This is a genomic window from Bacteroides sp. AM07-18 (assembly GCF_003602695.1).
Taxonomy (GTDB): Bacteria; Bacteroidota; Bacteroidia; order Bacteroidales; family Bacteroidaceae; genus Bacteroides; species Bacteroides uniformis.
In genome coordinates this window covers 85,290-102,858 of the sequence record NZ_QTLM01000006.1, presented here as the reverse complement: position 1 = coordinate 102,858, position 17,569 = coordinate 85,290, and the positions used below count along the sequence as shown (strand labels likewise).

The window sequence follows — 17,569 nt, the reverse complement described above, 5'->3', positions numbered from 1 at the left end:
TGAATGTATAACTTGGTTTATTCACTGAATTCGTATGCTACCGGTTCTTCGTTCAGTAGCGGATTCTGGATGACATCGCTTTCCGGATAAGGCATCAGGATGTTGCCGTGGTGGATTTCGATGTTCTCGCCCGGTTCCTGCCAATTTTCTATGCCTTCGAGGAAAGTGTCGCCTTCTTTCTTGCCGAAGTGGAGGTAACCGTCTTCGTCTTTCACGATGAGGTCTACTGTGTAGCCGCGGTGTTGGTTCTGGAAGTAATTCAGCATGTAGTCGGGTTTCCAGTGATACCACGATACCATGTCATACCAGTTACAATACTCCATCGAGAACTCTACGCGGCGTTCGCGAATGATGTCTTCGAAGGTTACGCGTTCCTTGCGGGGGATACGTGCACGGTCGCGCACCTGGTTCAATGCTTCCAGGCCGGGACCACCGGTCAGTTCTTCGCTGTTGCCCAGACAAGCTTCGGCATAGGTCAGGTAAACATCGGCAAGGCGTAGGATGTAGGTGTTGAGCGGAGAGTTCATGGACTGGATATAACCGTCGTTGTCGTCGTCCGGACCGCCCGGTACACCTTTTTTAATGCAAGAGGTGGCGCCGTCGTAAGTATAACCACCGTCGGCAATGCAGATGTATGAATAGTATGTACCCGGTGTGCAGAAGGTGGCGTTGCGGCGGATAGTGTCGCCCAACTCATATTGCTGGAGCATATCTATACTTGCCTGATAGCTGCTCCATACGTTTACACCGCCGGTCATCTTGCTGTTGCCGGCGAGGTCGGCAAGCAGAGTGTTGCATACGCCCCAATCACCCAGTGGCACCCACTGCATGGCAATGAGCGATTCGGGATTGTTGTTGTGCTTATACTTGAAGAGGTCTTCATAGTTTTCGTAAAGGCTGATGCCGCTGTTGTTTATCACGTCGGCGGCCAGTTCCTTGGCTTTCTCCAGGTCGGCGTTGTCGCGTGTGCCTCCTTTCCAGCCTGAGCGGGCGAGGTAGACTTTGGCAAGCATGCCTTTTGCACCCCATGCGTTGACACGTCCTTTGGCGGTTGCCACTTCAGGAAGATTCTCGACTGCATAAGTGAGGTCACGAATAACGAGTTCCAGCACATCTTCTTCACGGTGGAGCGGTTGCATGGGATTGGCAACCACTTTGTCGTTGTCTTCGATGATGATAACCGGTCCCCAGAGGCGAACCATGTAGAAGTAGGCACAAGCACGCATCAGGCGGGCTTCGGCAATGGCTGTGCGCTTGGCACGTTCGCTTACGCTGTTGCTACATTTGGTCTGCACATCACTGATAACTGCATTGGCCATTGTAATGACCGAGTAGAAACCTGTCCATGCATTGGCAAGGTTTTCGCTCAGGGCTGTCACCTTGAAGTTGGTGAACTCGGGAGCTCCCCAGCGACTGAAGTTATCGTTGGCACGGTTACTGCCCAGCGGCACGATGGCGCGGGAGTTGAGGTCGAACCATGCACGGTTGTAAAGCGGTGCAGTGGCTTGTTCGAGTGCATCGTCGGAAGTGTAGTATGTCACATCTACGTAGTTTCCTTCGGGAGCACGTTCCAAAAATGAGTCGCTGCATGCCGTAAGCAGAAGGAGCGATGATATAAGGGTTAGAAATCTGTGTTTCATAACTATATTGAGATTTTAAATGATAAATGATTTGTCTGGCTCATTAGAAATTGAAGTTAAGGCCAAATGTATAGATACGTTGCGAAGGATAGCGCGCATCGTCCACACCACGTAGCAATACATTGTAGTTCAAAGCGCCTATTTCGGGATCGTAGCCTTTGTAGCCTGTGATGGTACAGAGGTTCTGGATGTTGACGTAGAGGCGCAGATGGTCTATCTGCAAACGGCGCAACCATTTCTGTGGGAAGGTGTACCCCAGCGAGATGTTTTTTATGCGGAGGTAGGAAGCGTCTTCAACAAAGCGGTCGGAGATACGGTTGTTGTCGTTGGCGCTACTGGTAGTGATGCGTTGTACTTTGGCTGCATCGGCGTTGGCCACGTAAACATTGGAAAGTACCTCGTCGCCCACTTCGGGGTCGTGCATGGCGATTTGGGCAATGCCGGTAGCTTCTTTCAGCAGGTTGCTGTTACGCATGGGATCGGTGAAGGTGCGGCGAATCAGGTTGATAGCCTTGTTGCCCACCGAGCCGTTCAGGAAGATGTTGAGGTCAAATCCTTTATAAGAAAGGTAGTTGTTGAAGCCGAACGTGAATTTGGGTGCCGGATTGCCGAGGAACGTGCGGTCTTTCTCATCAATTACACCGTTGTTGTCGCGGTCTTCATAGATGTAGTCACCTACCCAGATGCCCGATTTGCCGATGGTCTGGTCTTTCGGGATGGCTACTTGGATGCGGTTGCCCGTTTCGTCGAGCAGGAAGTTGCCGTCGGCACCTTTCTTGTAGAAATCTCCTTCTTCCTTGAACATACCGATTACTTTATAGCCGTAGAACTGCCCGACCGGTTCGCCCACCATGGTGTAGGTCAGTGTTTCCGAACCGTTGATTCCCGAAATAGCGGATGATTCGGAGTAGAGCTTCGTCACTTCGTTGTGGTTGATGGAGAAGGTGAGTCCTGAGGTCCAGGTGAAATCACGTGTCTGGATGTTGTGCGTGTTCAGGGTAAATTCTACACCTTTGTTGGTCATGGCACCGGCATTGACCCACGGTGCACGAATCAGACCGCTTACGTAGGTAGGAAGAGAAGCTTGCATCAGCAGATTGTCCGTTTTCTTGTAATAAGCATCGGCGATGAACTCTATGCGGTTGTTGAAGAGGGCGAGGTCGAGTCCTACATTGAAGGAGTTTGTTTCTTCCCACTTCAGTTCACGATTAGGATAGTTGCCTGCATAGAAACCAGTACCCCAGATGGAGGCTGCCGAAGCCATGGTGACGCCGTAGGCATAGGAACCCGCCCATTGGTTACCTACTACACCCCAACCCAGGCGGAGTTTCAGTGAGTTGATGGCTTCCACATCTTTGAGGAAAGCTTCGTTGTTGACTTTCCAAGCCAATGCTACCGAAGGGAACCAACCCCAACGACTTTCTTTGGCAAACGAAGACGAACCGTCGGCACGGAGCGTAGCGGTCAGCAAGTAGCGGTCGTCGTAGTTGTAGTTCAGACGGCCGAAGTATGATTCGATGGCGGATGAACCACGGGAACTGTTGGCTTTTGCTGTTGTGGCATCACCCGCATCCAGTTCGTGTACGGAGTTGAAGAGGAAGTTGGTACGGCTGCCGCTCAGCGACTCGTACTTGTTTTCTTGCGCTTCGTGTCCCAGCATGGCAGAGAGGCCGTGTTTGCCGAAGGTATTATTATAAGTAAAGTAAGTTTTCAATGTCCAGTTGCTTCCGTTGCCGGCTCCACGGCTTGCTGACGACTGCTGCTTGAAGTGCTCGTAGTCGTAGGAGGGGGTAAACTTATAGTCGTTGCTGTAATTGAAGTTGGCGGCATATTCCGTGCGGAATACGAGTCCTTTCCACAGCTTGATGTCGGCAAAGGCGTTGACATAGACTTGTGTGTTGCGACTATAGTTTTCATTTTGGATAAGGTCGGAGAGGGGGTTGGAGAAGTAAGTTCCATACATGTTCTCCGTCTGCATGCCGAAACTGCCGTCCGGGTTGCGGGCAGGCACTTCGGGGAGCTGGTTCAGGGCATTGTAGATGGCACCCGAACCGTCTACGTTGTTGGTCTGCTGTGTACGGGCTACGGAGGCGCGCAAGCCGGTGGTGAGCCACTTGTTGATGTCGTTGTCCATGTTGACGCGGAAAGAGAAACGCTCAAAGTCCGAACCGAATACAATACCGTCTTGCTGCATGTAGCCGCCGGAGAGCGAGTATTTCATGCTCTTCGAACCTCCGGAGATGTTTATCTGATGGTTGTGCATCGGGGCAGTGCGGAAGATTTCATTCTGCCAGTCGGTACCGCGGCTGAGGAGTGAGGGGTCTTTGAACTCTTCGCGTGCACCGAAGCCGATGGTGGCGGCGCGGAGGTTCTGGTAAACTGCATATTCGGGGAGTGTCAGTGTTTCCAGTTTCTTGGGAAGCTGTTGCAAGGCATAGTAACCTTCGTAGGAGACCTTCGTTTTGCCCTCTTCGCCCTGACGGGTGGTGATGAGTACTACACCGTTGGAGGCGCGGCTACCATAGATGGCTGTGGCCGATGCATCTTTCAATACTTCCATGGAAACGATGTCTGCAGGGTTGATGGAACTGAGCACGCTGCTGTTGCTGGTGTTGTTGCCTGAGATGGCTACACCGTCGATAACGTAGAGCGGTTCGTTGCCGTTCAAGGAGTTGATACCACGGATGCTGACCGAGATACCGCCACCCGGAGTTCCGGAATTCTGGGTCACCTGCACACCGGCGGCACGTCCTTGCAAAGCTTGGTCGAGCGAGGTGACTACGGACTTTTTCAGTTCGTCACCCGTCACGCTGACTACGGAACCGGTCAGGTCACTGCGTTTCATCGTACCGTATCCCACTACTACTACTTCGTCCAGCATCTCATTGTCTTCTTGCAGCAGTATGTCGATGCGGGTGGTGCGCTCTACTTTCACCTCTTTGGTGCGGTAGCCGATGTAAGAGACTATCAATGTTTGTCCCAGATTTGCCTGGATGGTGTAACGGCCGTCGATGTCGGTAATGCCGCCCGTATTGGTTTCTTTCACTTTGACGGTGGCTCCTACAAGTGGCTCACCGCCCGATTCTGATTTAACGATACCGGATACTGTTTTGGTTTGTCCATACGTGGAAACAATACCCAAACCTAGTAACACGATAACAAGCAATTGTCTCAATTTTGTCCATTCCCATTGAGAGCATACATTTGCGTGTAACTTCATAATACTTTAATTTAAGATTTAAAAATAACTGTTATTAAAAGCTACTGCAAATATGGAAAGTTATCATAATAGCATAGGTCTATCATGTCTCAAATAACATACCTTTATGTTTCAAGTTATCATTTTAGACTGCGGATGTAATCAGATGGTGATATTCCAAATTCATTCTTGAAGTTTACAGTGAACCTTTTTGGAGAACTGAATCCCACCTCATAGGCAATTTCTGCAATTTGTTTCTGGCTTTCCTTTAGAAGTTGCTTACTGCGCTTCAAACGGATAATCCGGATGAATTCTGCCGGACCTTTACCGGTGATACACATCAGCTTTTTGTAGAGATGGCTACGACTCAACCCCAATTCTGCTCCTAACATTTCCACAGAGAAGTCGGAATCACTCATGCGCTCTTCTACTATTTTGATAGCTTTTTCAATAAATTGTTCGTCTAGTGGAGTGATTGTTATTTCATTAGGTGTCACTTCTATTTTCTGACTGAATTTACGATGGCTTTTTTCTGTCCATTCAATAAATTTCCTGATGCGCAGCTTTAGTAATTTGAAGTCAAAAGGCTTTACGATATAGTCATCGGCTCCTTGCTCAAATCCTTCACTTTTGTATTCTTCTGCCATACGGGCTGTAAGCAATATAACGGGAATGTGGGACCATTGCATGTTTGTTTTGATTTGCCGACATAGCTCTGTTCCATTCATCACTGGCATCATGATGTCGCTTATTACAATATTGACACTGTTTTTTTCTAATATCTTCAATGCCTCTGCTCCATTGTAGGCAACCTGTATGGCGTATTCATCGGACAGGTATTCAGACATGAAACTACAGAAATCCTTGTTGTCGTCCACCAACAAGATGGTATACCGCAATTCTTCCGCATTTGGAACGGGAAGTTCATTCGGAGCTTTGTCATTGTTTAGCAGTTCCGGAAGTAATTCCTCCTTTTCACTGGCATATGTGACGATAGGCAATTTAACGGTAAATACGGAACCTTTAGGAAAATTGTCTGTAACGGAGATTGTTCCTTTGTGTAGATGTACATATTCGTTTGCAATATGCAGGCCGATTCCACTGCCGGTTTTTTCCGAAGTTTGTTGCACCTGATAAAAACGTTCGAAGATATGTTTCTTGTCTTTGTCTATGATACCTTGTCCGTTGTCTGCCACACAGATGCATACATTGTCATCTTCGCGATAAAGATGTACATTGATTTCTCCTTTATCAGGAGTGTATTTGAAGGCATTGGACAACAAGTTGTTCATTACTTTTTTTATTTTAACCGGATCGAAGGACATGTTCAGGTTTTCTACTTCGCACATGAAACAGAAGCTGATGGTATGGTCAAGAGCATACTCTTGAAAAGTACTGCAAATCTCGCGGATAAAGTTGACAATATCTCCCGATTTGTAATGAGCTGTCTCGGCTCCTACATCCAGTTTCCGGAAATCAAGCAGAGAGTTTATCGATGTAAGTAATTGTTGTGCATTTTTATTGATTGTATTTAGTTTTTTGCGTATTCCGTCATCCAGGGTTTCTGACAATAACATTTGTAACGGGCTAATGATAAGCGTCAGTGGTGTACGTAAATCATGGCTTATATTTGTAAAGAACTTTAGCTTCATCTCATTCAGGAGCAACTTTTGTTCTTGCTCCAGTTTTGCTCGTTGTTGCTCCAGTCTTATGTTGTGATGCTTTTTGAATCGGTATATTACATAGGATATTATACCAATGGCAAACAATATGTATAAGATGATAGCAACATTACATAAATATATTGGAGATGAAACGGTTATATTCAACTCACTAGCTTCGTCATTCCATATACCGTCACTGTTACAAGCTTTAATCAATAGTTTGTAATTGCCAGGAGGAAGGGTGGTGAAAGCTACTTTGTTCTCGTTTGTATAGTACCATTGGGTATTTAATCCTTCCAGTTTATAGGCATATCTTATTTTATCAGCATTCAGCAAATCGCCTGCGGCAAATTCGATGGAGATTAAATAATCGTCATATCTGACAGACAATGATGGGGTTCTGCCAAGTACAGTTGTTAATAGTTTACGCCCTTCATATATTGAGTCTACTTCTATATGTTGATTGCCAATGGTCAGATTTGTAAAATACACCTTTGCCAGCGGTCGGCTCTTTTCGGTCAGCTTGTTCGGATTTATAGATGTATAGCCACTGGTGCCTCCCAGCAGTAAATCTCCGCTGGACAATTTACAAGCGGAATGGGAGTTGAAATGATTTTCTGGCAATCCGTCTCTGGTAGAAAGATTCTTGAAAGAAAAGTCTACTCCTTCCTGGGTGTCTGGGGTTACTTCCAATATAGACAATCCGTTACTTGTTGCAAGCCACATGTTACCATGATTGTCTTGGGTTATACTGTTAATGAGATTGTCACACAATCCGTTGTTTACGTCGAACCAGTGTAGTGAATCATTTTTTAAGTCCCAGGCAGTCAATCCTTGTTTATGGGCTAACCACAATATATCTCTGTCGTCCTTGAATACAGTGGAAATGAAGAGCTGCTTGAATGGCTGTGTCTCTTTTCGATTGGCATAAATCATTTCGGGTTTTCTCGTCACGATGTCCATTACACAGAGTCCGTATGTAGTCCCGATATACATTTTGTCTCCATAGTCATAACAGATATTGAGTACATTGATATTATTCCCATCAGGTAGTAGATAACTTGTCGCAGTATTTGCGTCCGGATTAAAACAAACCAAAGTTTCCAGTACATAACCTATCCATAAGTTTCCATATCGGTCTTCCTTCATACTCCATACGCCACTGTATGGCAGTTGGCTGTTCTCTGGAGTAAAATGGCGAATACTGTTGTTCTCATAGCAGAACAATCCGTCTTGATAACTTCCTGCCCAAATCCGTCCTTTATGGTCTTCGAGAAGACTGATGATGGCTATGTCGGGGATGGATAGTTTGCGAATGGCAAATCCTTTTTGCTTTTCTTTTACATAAAGTCCGTTCCCATCTGTTCCCAGCCAAATGTTTCCGGCCTTATCCTCTAAAATGGAGGCTATATCACCGCATTCTTTATGCTGGGTATCAATAAATTCATGGAAGCTTTCGTGATAATAAGAAACTCCTTTTTTGAAATTTCCTAACCAAATGACGCCTGAATCATCACGGTAGATTGTATTTATTCTGTTGGAAGCAAGGGATGTGGAAGACATAGGGGTATTCAGGAGGTTGACAAGGTTATCATTTACGTAGTCATAAATGAATACTCCTTTATGGTCCGTTCCTATCCAGACATGTCCGTTCGAGTCATCCAGTATGCTCCTTACCGCATTACTTTTTGTCTCTATTTTGGAATGGAGATTGATTTGGTTCCATTCCGATTTTATGTTTTTCTTATAGAATATTTGTTCATCGGTATATGAATATAGCCAGATGCCTCCATGATAATCAGTGTATATGTGCTTTTCGATAATAGAGTTGGAGGGTAAGCTGATGTTATCTACCCGTTTACATTTCTTTGCGTTGTTCTCTAGTTTCAATAAGGTCGAATTCCAAAGAAGATATAGGTTTTCACCATCATCGCTGATACTCAGTTCCGGAGTTTCTTCTGGAAAGTTTTCTATTTTGAATGTTTTAAGGGTTTTATGAGAAAAATTGAAGTAAAAAGCATTTTGGCCTTGCAGTACCCATAAATTGTGTCTTTTGTCAACATGTACTTTGTAGGTACCATTTATCTGGATGCCTATTTTAAGGAGGTATGAGGGAATATCGGTAATGAAGTTGTCTTTGTCTCGGTCGTATATACAATATCTTGCCTCGCTTCCAATCCACAAATTGCCCAAACCGTCTTCCTGTAAGTTCCAGATGTCGTTAGACAATAAAGAATGGATGTCTTTTTCTTTGGGTTGATACACTTTAAAGCTATATCCGTCGTATCGGTTCAATCCATTGGCGGTCCCTATCCATAAAAAGCCTTCACAGTCTTTCAATATGGTTTTTACGTTATTGTTTGAAAGCCCGTTTTCTACTTTCAGATGGCGAAATACATACGGAGTTTGTCCTGCTAACGGCAGATAAGCCAGTAACAGAATAATGAGGGGGAACACTAATTTGTGTAAATAGTTTGTAAAAGACATACTATATAATCTGAAATTGAATTCTCAAAGATAGCAATATCTTATTTAAATAAACGTAAATATGTTGCATTAATAGGTCTGTAATGTTGCATCGCGGTCGTATAAGTCTTAAACATGCCATCCGTTTGTTGTCTTGCGTGTCTTGAAGTGTTTTTCTCATTTATTATTCAACATTTATTTCATACCTTTGCAGGGAAGGACTGGTTCCTGCCAATATGATTAACCTTCTAATACTTTATCGAAAATGAACAGATTCATCATTTTATTTTTATTCTCTTTGGGAATATTGTCAACATGTGTATTTGCCGTAGAGGTGATTCCACTGAATGAAGGATGGAATTTCCACCGGGGTTTTCAGGCACCTGCTTCGGAAATAGTGAAGGTTACTTTGCCTCACACTTGGAATGCGGGCGATGGCATGTTTGGCAATGCCGATTATTATAGGGGATTATGCAATTACAGTCGTAAGTTGTCTGTTCCTGCCCATTATCGGGGCAAACGTTTTTTCTTGAAAGTGATGGCTGCACAGACGGTTGCCGACATTTTTATCGACCATCATTTTGTGATGCAACATAAGGGTGGTTATACGGCATTTGTGGCAGAATTGACTGATTTCCTGGTCCCGGGAACAGAAAGTGTATTGGAAATTCGTGTCAGCAATGCTCAGACTATGGATGTCGCTCCCATTTGCGGCGACTTCAATATGTTTGGTGGGTTGTATCGGGGGGTGGAACTGCTGGTGACGGAGGATGTCTGCATAGAACCTGCTTATTATGCCTCTTCAGGTGTATTCTTCACTCAGTCCGATGTATCGGAGAAAAAGGCCCATTTGAAAATTGAAGCACTGCTTTCGGCAAGGGAAACTACTGTGACCGGTTGCGAGGTGGAGTTTCGACTATATGACAAGGAAAAGTTGCTTTGCCGTGTTGCCAGTGCAGAGGTGGGTGAGGATAAAAAGGTGATGATGGACATAGTGCTTGAAAGGCCTCATTTGTGGGATGGAGTGAAGAATCCCTATTTATATAAAGGAGTGGTGATATTGCGTAAGGATGGAAAAGAGATAGACCGCCGCGAAGAAGAGATAGGTTTCCGCTACTTTCATGCCGATGCGGAGAAAGGTTTCTTCCTGAATGGAAAGCCTTATCGCTTGAATGGCGTGAACCGGCATCAGGATAGGGCAGAACGCGCTTCGGCATTTTATCCGCAAGACCATGATGAAGATTTGGACTTGATGCAGGAAATGGGATGCAATGCCGTGCGTCTTTGTCACTATCCGCAAGCCAAATACATGCATCAACAGATGGACAAGCGGGGACTGGTGGCATGGGCTGAGATTCCTTTTGTCAATGTTTATGTGAATAATCCTGCTTATGATGAAAACTTGCGCCTGCAATTGAAGGAACTGATTTTACAGAACTACAATCACCCCTGCATTTTGTTCTGGGGGCTGTTCAATGAGATAAATTCCGGTTGGCTGGACCGTCCTTCGCGTATGGCGGCAGAGCTTCATGCTTTGGCCCGTCAGTTGGACCCGAGCCGTCCCACTATGGGAGCCAGTAATCAGGATGACGACTTCAACGGATTCACCGACCTGATTGCTTTCAACAAGTATTTCGGCTGGTATGGCGACAACATGGATGACATGGGGCGCTGGATAGACCGCGAGCATGCAGCACATCCGGAGCGGAAGATGGGCATCAGCGAGTATGGTGCCGGGGCATGCGTATTCCAGCAGGAGGACTCGCTGAGGCATCCGGAACCGTGGGGGCAATGGCATCCCGAAAACTGGCAGACTTATTATCATGTGGAGAATTGGAAACAGCTTCAGGAACGCGAATTCTTGTGGTGCAACTTCATCTGGTGCATGTTCGACTTTTCGGCGGCAGGCCGTAGGGAGGGATCCATTATGGGACGCAACGATAAGGGGCTGGTGACTTACGACCGGAAAATAAAGAAAGATGCCTTTTACTTTTATAAGGCAAACTGGAATCAAGAAGATAAGTTTGTATATATCGCAGGAAAACGATTGGTAAACAGAACCCGCAAAACCGTTGATGTGCAAGTATTCAGCAATAGCGGAGCTGCCAAATTGTATATCAATGGCAAAGCATATGGGACTGCAAAACCTGATTCCGTAAATGTACTGGAATGGAAAGGCATTGTATTGGATACCGGTGAAAATAGAATTGAAGTCAGGAACAAATATGGAGCGGATTGTTGTGTATGGATATGTCCTTTTTAATTTTCATCAGGCGCGGAATGTATAGGAGAGCCACGGGGAATAATGAACCGTGAAATGCTGTACAGTCTGCGCCTGATAGCTTTAATATGTGATTTTCTGTAAATCCGTATTCGGTCCGTGGACTACCAGTTTCCCGTCTGGTTGGATGTCTATGAGGTCGATGAATACCATTCGTTCGTCACCGGTGGTTTCGGTGCGTCCATGGTAGACACAGTAGAGCCGATTGTGAATGTCGATGAGCATACAATGCCCGGTTCCGGTCACGATGCCGCCTTGCTCTGTGTTCTTTTGCAGCACCGGATTGTTGGCAGCCTTTGTGAATGGGCCTAAAGGACTTTGGGAGGTTGCATAGCCCACCGCATAATTCTTTCCTCCGAAGAAGTTTGCAGAGTAAAGCATGTAATAGAGATTCCCGTGTTTCACCATATACGAACCTTCTGTCCAGCGTCTGTTGACCTCATGTGTAGTCACCGAACGGTTCTCCCATTTCGCTTGAGGGTCGTCCATCGTTTTGGGCGGGCAAAGCAATGCTACCGGCTCTCCGATGACACCGGAGAAATCCGGTTTCAGCTCCACGCCGTAAATCCAGCTCTCCTCAATCTCGTCAAACCAGCCCTTTGTTTTGGCCCATGCTGAGACTTCGCTCTCGACGGCATGTTTGTAGCAGCAGCGGGAGTAGTAGAGGTAGGTCTTTCCGGATGCATCGTCAAAGAGTATGTTTGCGTCGATGATAGGATAGCCGGGGTCGAATACCGGGCGGTCGGACAAATCTTTGAAAGGCCCGGTGGGTTTATCGGCTACGGCTACGCCGATACGGAAGTTCTCTTGCTCCTGAGTGGGGTTTTCCTTCCAGTTGGCGCTGAACCATAAGTAGTATTTGCCGTCGCGCTCATACACTTCGGGCGCCCAGAAACAGTCGGTGGCCCATGAGTCGGATGTGCCGCCTTGATAGACGGGACCCTCATCTTTCCATGTCACCAGGTCATCGGAGGAATATACTTTGAAGCCGTTCTGTACTCCCCCCGTCCCGTACATATAGAATTTCCCGTCGGAAGCTTTCAGGAGGAACGGGTCTCCGAAGGCCATGGGAAGTGGGTTCTGATATACTACTTTCTTCTTATCTCCGCATGATGCTGACAGCAGAGCCAATAAGACCAGTGCCAATGTGAAAAGGGTGTGCTTCATCTTGTTAGAATTTAAATGTTGAAGTAACGAAAAGTGTTTGTATCTGCAAAGTAAACACAATATAGGGAAAGCTGCAAGGAAATTAGATAGAATGCAAGCTTTTCATTATTTTTGTGCATCATTCTAAATAATTCTTTGATGGGACAGTCATTTTCGGATATATCGCTATACCACGAGTACCGGTCGGTGAAGGAGAAAGAACATTTGGTGTCACAGAAAACCTGGGACGACCTCAATCTGGATGACTTTTTCGAATGGGCCGACCGTACCTCTTCTTGTGTGGGCCGACAGTACCTCTACGACTTGTTGCATTACAACCGCCTTTCGGAGATTTCGGAACAGGAGGAAGTGATTCGCGAACTCTCTGCCGACAAGGAGTTGCGTGCAGAAATCCGGTCGGAGTTGCAGAAACTGGATACGCCGGATGCTTGCGCCATTGCATCGTTGTTTTCCATTTCCCATCCCATATATTCCCGCCGCTTTTACCGTTTGCTAAGTATATTGCAGTTCGTGCCTTTTGTTTTGTCAGGGATGGTTTATGTTACATCTTCGCTTTACGTTCTGGGGTTATTGTGTATATCGGTATTGGTGAACATGGTATTGCACTATCGCAGCAAGGCACGGATTCAGGGCTATTTCTTTTCCATCCCTCAGTTATGGCTGCTGCTCAGGCAAGCGGAGAGGCTGGCACAGATTCCGTTGTGTGTATCGGTGCATCGGGATATCCAAAAGACTTTGCAGGCGCTGCGTCCGTTACGAAAGCAACTTTCCACTTTCCGTTTCAGTATCAAGCTGGAGAGCGACATCGCCATTCTTGCTTATTTCTTCATCGAGATGGTGAATGTGTTTTTCCTGCGGGAGGTTATTCCGGTTTCCAAGGCTTTCTTTCTATTGCAGGGCAGGCAAGAACAGATTGAAGAGGTTTTCCGCTATTTTGGATTGGTGGATGCGCTTTGCTCTGTTTCCGAGCTTCGGGATGGGCTGCCCTATTATACTCTTCCGGAAGCTTGTGACGAGGGTGAAACGCTTCATGCAGAGGGCCTTTATCATCCGCTTATAGAGCATTGTATCCCCAATGACATTACGCTTTGTGGCAGTTCTGTCCTTGTTACCGGCTCCAATATGTCTGGTAAGACAACCTTTATCCGTGCTATCGGACTTAACCTGCTTTCCGCACAAGTGTTCCATACTTGTTTCGCCCGCAGTTTTCGTTTTCCCATGGATACCGCATTGTTTTCTGCTATCCATCTGGAGGATAGTCTGATGGAAGGAAAAAGTTTCTTTCTGCAGGAGGTACAGATTGTTCGAGAGATGCTGGAGGTCGGAAAGGGACGTAGGCAGCTTTTCCTGCTGGATGAGTTGTTCAAAGGGACGAACACGGTGGAACGGATAGCTATAGCCAAAGCTGTGCTATCTGCTTTGGCACACAAGAACAGTATCGTGTTTGCTTCCACTCACGACGTTGAACTGGCTTCCTTACTTGAGAACGAATATGAATCGTTTCATTTTTGTGAATGTGTTGCCGACAATACCTTGTCTTTTGATTATAAGCTGAAACCGGGACCGGCGACGGAACGTAATGCCATCCGGATTATCGAGATGTGCGGTTATCCGAAGGAAGTGGTCGGGGAAGCGTATCGGCTGGCTAAAAAACATGTTTTATAGTTTTACTTCTAATTGTTCCTTATTCCAATCGTTACTATATTGTCTGTTCAATATCTTCTGGAAGGGGTAATCTTTTAAGTTATCCAATTAGAAGGTTTATGTTCTTTTCTTTCATCTTTTCGATATTCTCTTCCGAGATATTGCTGTCTGTGATGAAAGAATTTACCATAGATATTGAACCTAAACTGGCAAATGCACTAATTCCTATCTTGGAGGAATCAGCTACCAGAATGACTTCCTCGGCGGCTTTTATCATGGCCGATTTAACCATCAGATCGCTGAGGCTCGGATAGGTCAGACTCATGTCTGGGGATATTCCTGCTGTGGCAAGGAATAGTTTGTTGGCATGGAAACCTTTGAGTGAATCGGCTGCCATCTTTCCTGTCAATGAAAGGGTGGGTGCTTTGAATTCTCCTCCTGTCACAATGAGGTTGATGCCTGGATTTTCGCCCAATATAAGTGCTATGTTCAGAGCATTGGTAATGACGGTCAGCTCTTTGTATTGTGTAAGTAGTTTGGCTATTTCTGTGGTAGTAGAACCGGAGTCGAGAATGATACATTCACCTTCACTGATAAACGACGCTGCTTTTTGGGCTATTTCTCTTTTTTCCTCAATATGGGTCTGATTGAAAACCTTTCCGGTTTTTGCAAATGAGCCCACATCCTTCAGGAAGGCTCCGCCGTGTTCTCTTTGGATATACCCTAATTTTTCAAGGGCTTCCAGGTCTTGTCTGATTGTTACATCCGTTACATTGAAAATCCTGCTTAATTCTTGAACTTTTGCATGCCCGTCTTCGCGGATAAGGTCCAGAATCTTGACTCTTCTTTGGTTTAGTGCCATATCTACTTTATATATTGTTGTTTCTACGATAATCCTGTATATCTTTGATCGCTATAATCTTCAGTCGGAACTTTTTTGCCATTTCAAGTAGTTGTGGCAAGCGGGCCATTGTCCCATCCTGGTTCAGTATTTCAATGAGAGCGCCGCCGGGTGTCAATCCTGCCATTCTTGTCAGGTCGAGTAATGCTTCTGTATGTCCGTCACGTCCCAATACTCCGTCCTCATGTCCGTAAAGGGGGAAAATGTGTCCGGGACGTGCCAGTTCCGAGGGCTTTATATTACCGGTAACCAAAGCACGTATGGTAGCGGAGCGGTCATAGGCGGAAACTCCCGTTGTGCAGCCATAGCCCTTCAGATCGACGGACATGGTGAACGGCGTGCCTAAAAGGGAAGTGTTGTCTTCCGACATTGGGGGCAGTTGGAGTTCTTTGCAACGTGAACGCGGTAGCGGTACACAAAGAAGCCCTCTTCCGTGTGTAATCATGAAGTTAACAATGTCAGGAGTTATTTTTTCACCGGATACAATAAAATCGCCTTCGTTTTCTCTATTTTCATCATCGACAACTATCACTATTTTCCCTTGTCGAACCGCTTCTATTCCTTCGTCTACAGTATTGAGCATTGTATAATCATTTAATTTTTCCGCAAAGGTAGTCAGAAAAAGTCAAATGAAAGTCTATTCTTGCTGTTTTTCTTCTTTTTTATTCTATATATTATCTTTTGCACTGTAGTTCCTTTCTCTTTTTTATTTATTTGTTTCGTTTTTCGCCCTGGTCTAATTATAAAACATGTTAATAAACAATGGAAAACTTTTGTTTTCTTTCGTTTCGTGGTTTTTATTTGTTTTCTTTGCAAAGAAATGAAAGCAAATAAGCTATGAAAACAAAAGAATTGACTCTTCAATCAGAAAGGAATCGAAAAAGATTAATTGAAATTATCTATAAGGCAAAAGCCGGTCATATCGGCGGAGATTTGTCTTGCCTCAATGTTCTTACGGCTCTTTACTTTGATGTGATGAATGTGAATGCGGACAGTCCTAAAGATGATTTGCGTGACCGTTTCATTTTGAGCAAGGGGCATTGTGTGGAGGCTTTGTATGTGACGCTGGAATCCAAAGGGTTTATAACAGAAGGCATTTTGGATACATTGGGACAATATGGCTCTATCCTTTCGGGACATCCCACTATCGGAGTTCCGGGTATTGAAGTGAATACCGGAGCCTTGGGACATGGTTTGTCTGTTGGGGTAGGTATAGCGATAGCTGCCAAAATGGACAACAGGGATTATAAAACCTATGTGTTGATGGGGGATGGTGAACAGGGTGAAGGTTCCATCTACGAAGCAGCAATGGCTGCCCGGCAGTATAGATTAGATAATTTGGTGGCTATAATAGACCGTAATCATTTGCAGATTAGCGGAAATACGGAAGATGTGATGGGAATTGATGATATCCATGATCGCTGGACGGCATTCGGCTGGGAGGTAAAGGATATGAATGGTGACGACATGGAAGATATTATCCGGACTTTCCGTTCCATTGATTATGCAAACCGTCACCCTCATTTGCTGGTGGCTCATACGACAAAAGGGAAAGGAGTATCTTTCATGGAAGGGGTAGCTAAATGGCATCATGGGGTTCCGAGTAACGAACAGTATGAACAGGCCATTCAAGAAATATCAGAAAGAATTAAGGATTTAGAATATAATTGATATGATAGCTTGCAGAAAAAGTTTCACCGACACTTTGTTGTCATTGGCTCGGATGGACAAGGACATCATTGCTGTGACGACGGATGCCCGTGGCTCGGTGACGTTAAATGATTTTGCCAAAGAATTGCCGCAGCAATTCGTGGAGTGTGGTATTGCGGAGCAGGATGCTGTGGGTATTTCAGCCGGGTTGGCTCATAGCGGAAAGAAAGTGTTTGTATGTGGTCCGGCTTGTTTTTATGTGGCTCGTAGCTTGGAACAGGTAAAGGTGGACTTGGCTTATAGCCAGAACAACGTAAAAATATTGGGAGTAAGTGGAGGAGTAGCTTACGGAGCTTTGGGGGCTACCCATCATAGCTTACACGACATTGCCGTGCTGCGTACTTTTCCCGGAATGAATATCGTGTTACCTTGCGATGCCCGACAGACTAAAAAACTGGTTGAGCTTTTGGTTGATTATCCCGAACCGGTTTATGTACGTGTAGGTCGTGCAGCAGTTCCCGATGTCTATGAAAATGATGATTTTGATTTTGCCATAGGTAAGGCCAACATGTTGCTGGACGGAACAGATCTGACTATTATCGGAACCGGTGAAACCGTATACCACACACGTCAGGCGGCTTTGAAGTTACGCGAATATGGTATTTCGGCCCGGGTATTGGATATGTCCTCTATTAAACCTTGTGATGAGGAAGCTGTTTTGAAAGCCGCTTCCGAAACCGGGCGAATCATCACGGTTGAGGAGCATAGCCAGTATGGAGGTCTTGGGGCGATGGTGACTGAAATCATATCCGAGCATCCCGTACCGGTGAAAATCCTGGGTATCCCTGATGAGAATGTGGTGCATGGGAACTCCCTGGAAATTTTTGCCCATTATGGACTCGACTCATCCGGTATCGTGAAAACTGCCCTTGACTTCCTTAAGTAACTCCGATTCGA

At 45.6% G+C, this 17,569-nt stretch carries 10 protein-coding genes; 4 read left to right on the top strand and 6 right to left on the bottom strand.

Going from position 1 to position 17,569, the window contains the following annotated elements; genetic code table 11:
- Positions 1-17: 17 nt before the first annotated feature.
- From DW096_RS10220 to DW096_RS10210, 3 genes are all read right to left on the bottom strand, one after another.
- A complete protein-coding gene (locus tag DW096_RS10220) occupies positions 18-1,640 on the bottom strand; it encodes a RagB/SusD family nutrient uptake outer membrane protein (protein WP_009037735.1) in 1,623 nt (540 codons plus the stop codon).
- 43 nt (positions 1,641-1,683) lie between these two features.
- The gene (locus DW096_RS10215) at positions 1,684-4,860 is read right to left on the bottom strand and encodes a TonB-dependent receptor (protein WP_005834643.1); all 3,177 of its coding nucleotides are present in this window, start codon (positions 4,858-4,860) and stop codon (positions 1,684-1,686) included.
- Between the two features lie 119 nt (positions 4,861-4,979).
- Positions 4,980-8,990 (bottom strand): hybrid sensor histidine kinase/response regulator transcription factor, encoded by a 4,011-nt coding sequence (locus DW096_RS10210; protein ID WP_057281385.1) that lies wholly within the window; start codon positions 8,988-8,990, stop codon positions 4,980-4,982.
- Positions 8,991-9,234: 244 nt separating this feature from the next.
- Between DW096_RS10210 and DW096_RS10205 the strand changes: the two genes are divergently transcribed.
- Positions 9,235-11,232 carry a glycoside hydrolase family 2 protein gene (locus DW096_RS10205; protein ID WP_005830268.1) on the top strand — a complete coding sequence of 666 codons (1,998 nt, stop codon included), beginning with the start codon at positions 9,235-9,237 and terminating at the stop codon, positions 11,230-11,232.
- 81 nt (positions 11,233-11,313) lie between these two features.
- Here the strand turns inward: DW096_RS10205 and DW096_RS10200 are convergent, their stop codons facing one another.
- Positions 11,314-12,417, bottom strand: coding sequence for a glycoside hydrolase family 43 protein (locus tag DW096_RS10200; protein WP_044467387.1), 1,104 nt, complete (start codon positions 12,415-12,417; stop codon positions 11,314-11,316).
- Between the two features lie 138 nt (positions 12,418-12,555).
- On the opposite strand from DW096_RS10200, the gene DW096_RS10195 reads away from it, so the two are divergent.
- Positions 12,556-14,082, top strand: coding sequence for a hypothetical protein (locus DW096_RS10195; RefSeq protein WP_005830263.1), 1,527 nt, complete (start codon positions 12,556-12,558; stop codon positions 14,080-14,082).
- 79 nt (positions 14,083-14,161) lie between these two features.
- Here the strand turns inward: DW096_RS10195 and DW096_RS10190 are convergent, their stop codons facing one another.
- Positions 14,162-14,923: a DeoR/GlpR family DNA-binding transcription regulator gene (locus DW096_RS10190; protein WP_005830261.1), complete on the bottom strand. Its 762-nt coding sequence runs from the start codon at positions 14,921-14,923 to the stop codon at positions 14,162-14,164.
- Between the two features lie 7 nt (positions 14,924-14,930).
- Positions 14,931-15,545: a 3,4-dihydroxy-2-butanone-4-phosphate synthase gene (gene ribB / locus DW096_RS10185; protein WP_005830259.1), complete on the bottom strand. Its 615-nt coding sequence runs from the start codon at positions 15,543-15,545 to the stop codon at positions 14,931-14,933.
- A gap of 254 nt (positions 15,546-15,799) precedes the next feature.
- Here ribB and DW096_RS10175 point away from each other — a divergent pair, with 254 nt between their 5' ends.
- Both DW096_RS10175 and DW096_RS10170 read left to right on the top strand, forming a co-directional pair.
- Entirely contained in the window at positions 15,800-16,633 is an 834-nt protein-coding gene (locus DW096_RS10175) for a transketolase (protein ID WP_005830255.1), read from the top strand.
- Position 16,634: 1 nt separating this feature from the next.
- Positions 16,635-17,558: a transketolase family protein gene (locus DW096_RS10170; RefSeq protein WP_005834658.1), complete on the top strand. Its 924-nt coding sequence runs from the start codon at positions 16,635-16,637 to the stop codon at positions 17,556-17,558.
- Positions 17,559-17,569 lie beyond the last annotated feature (11 nt).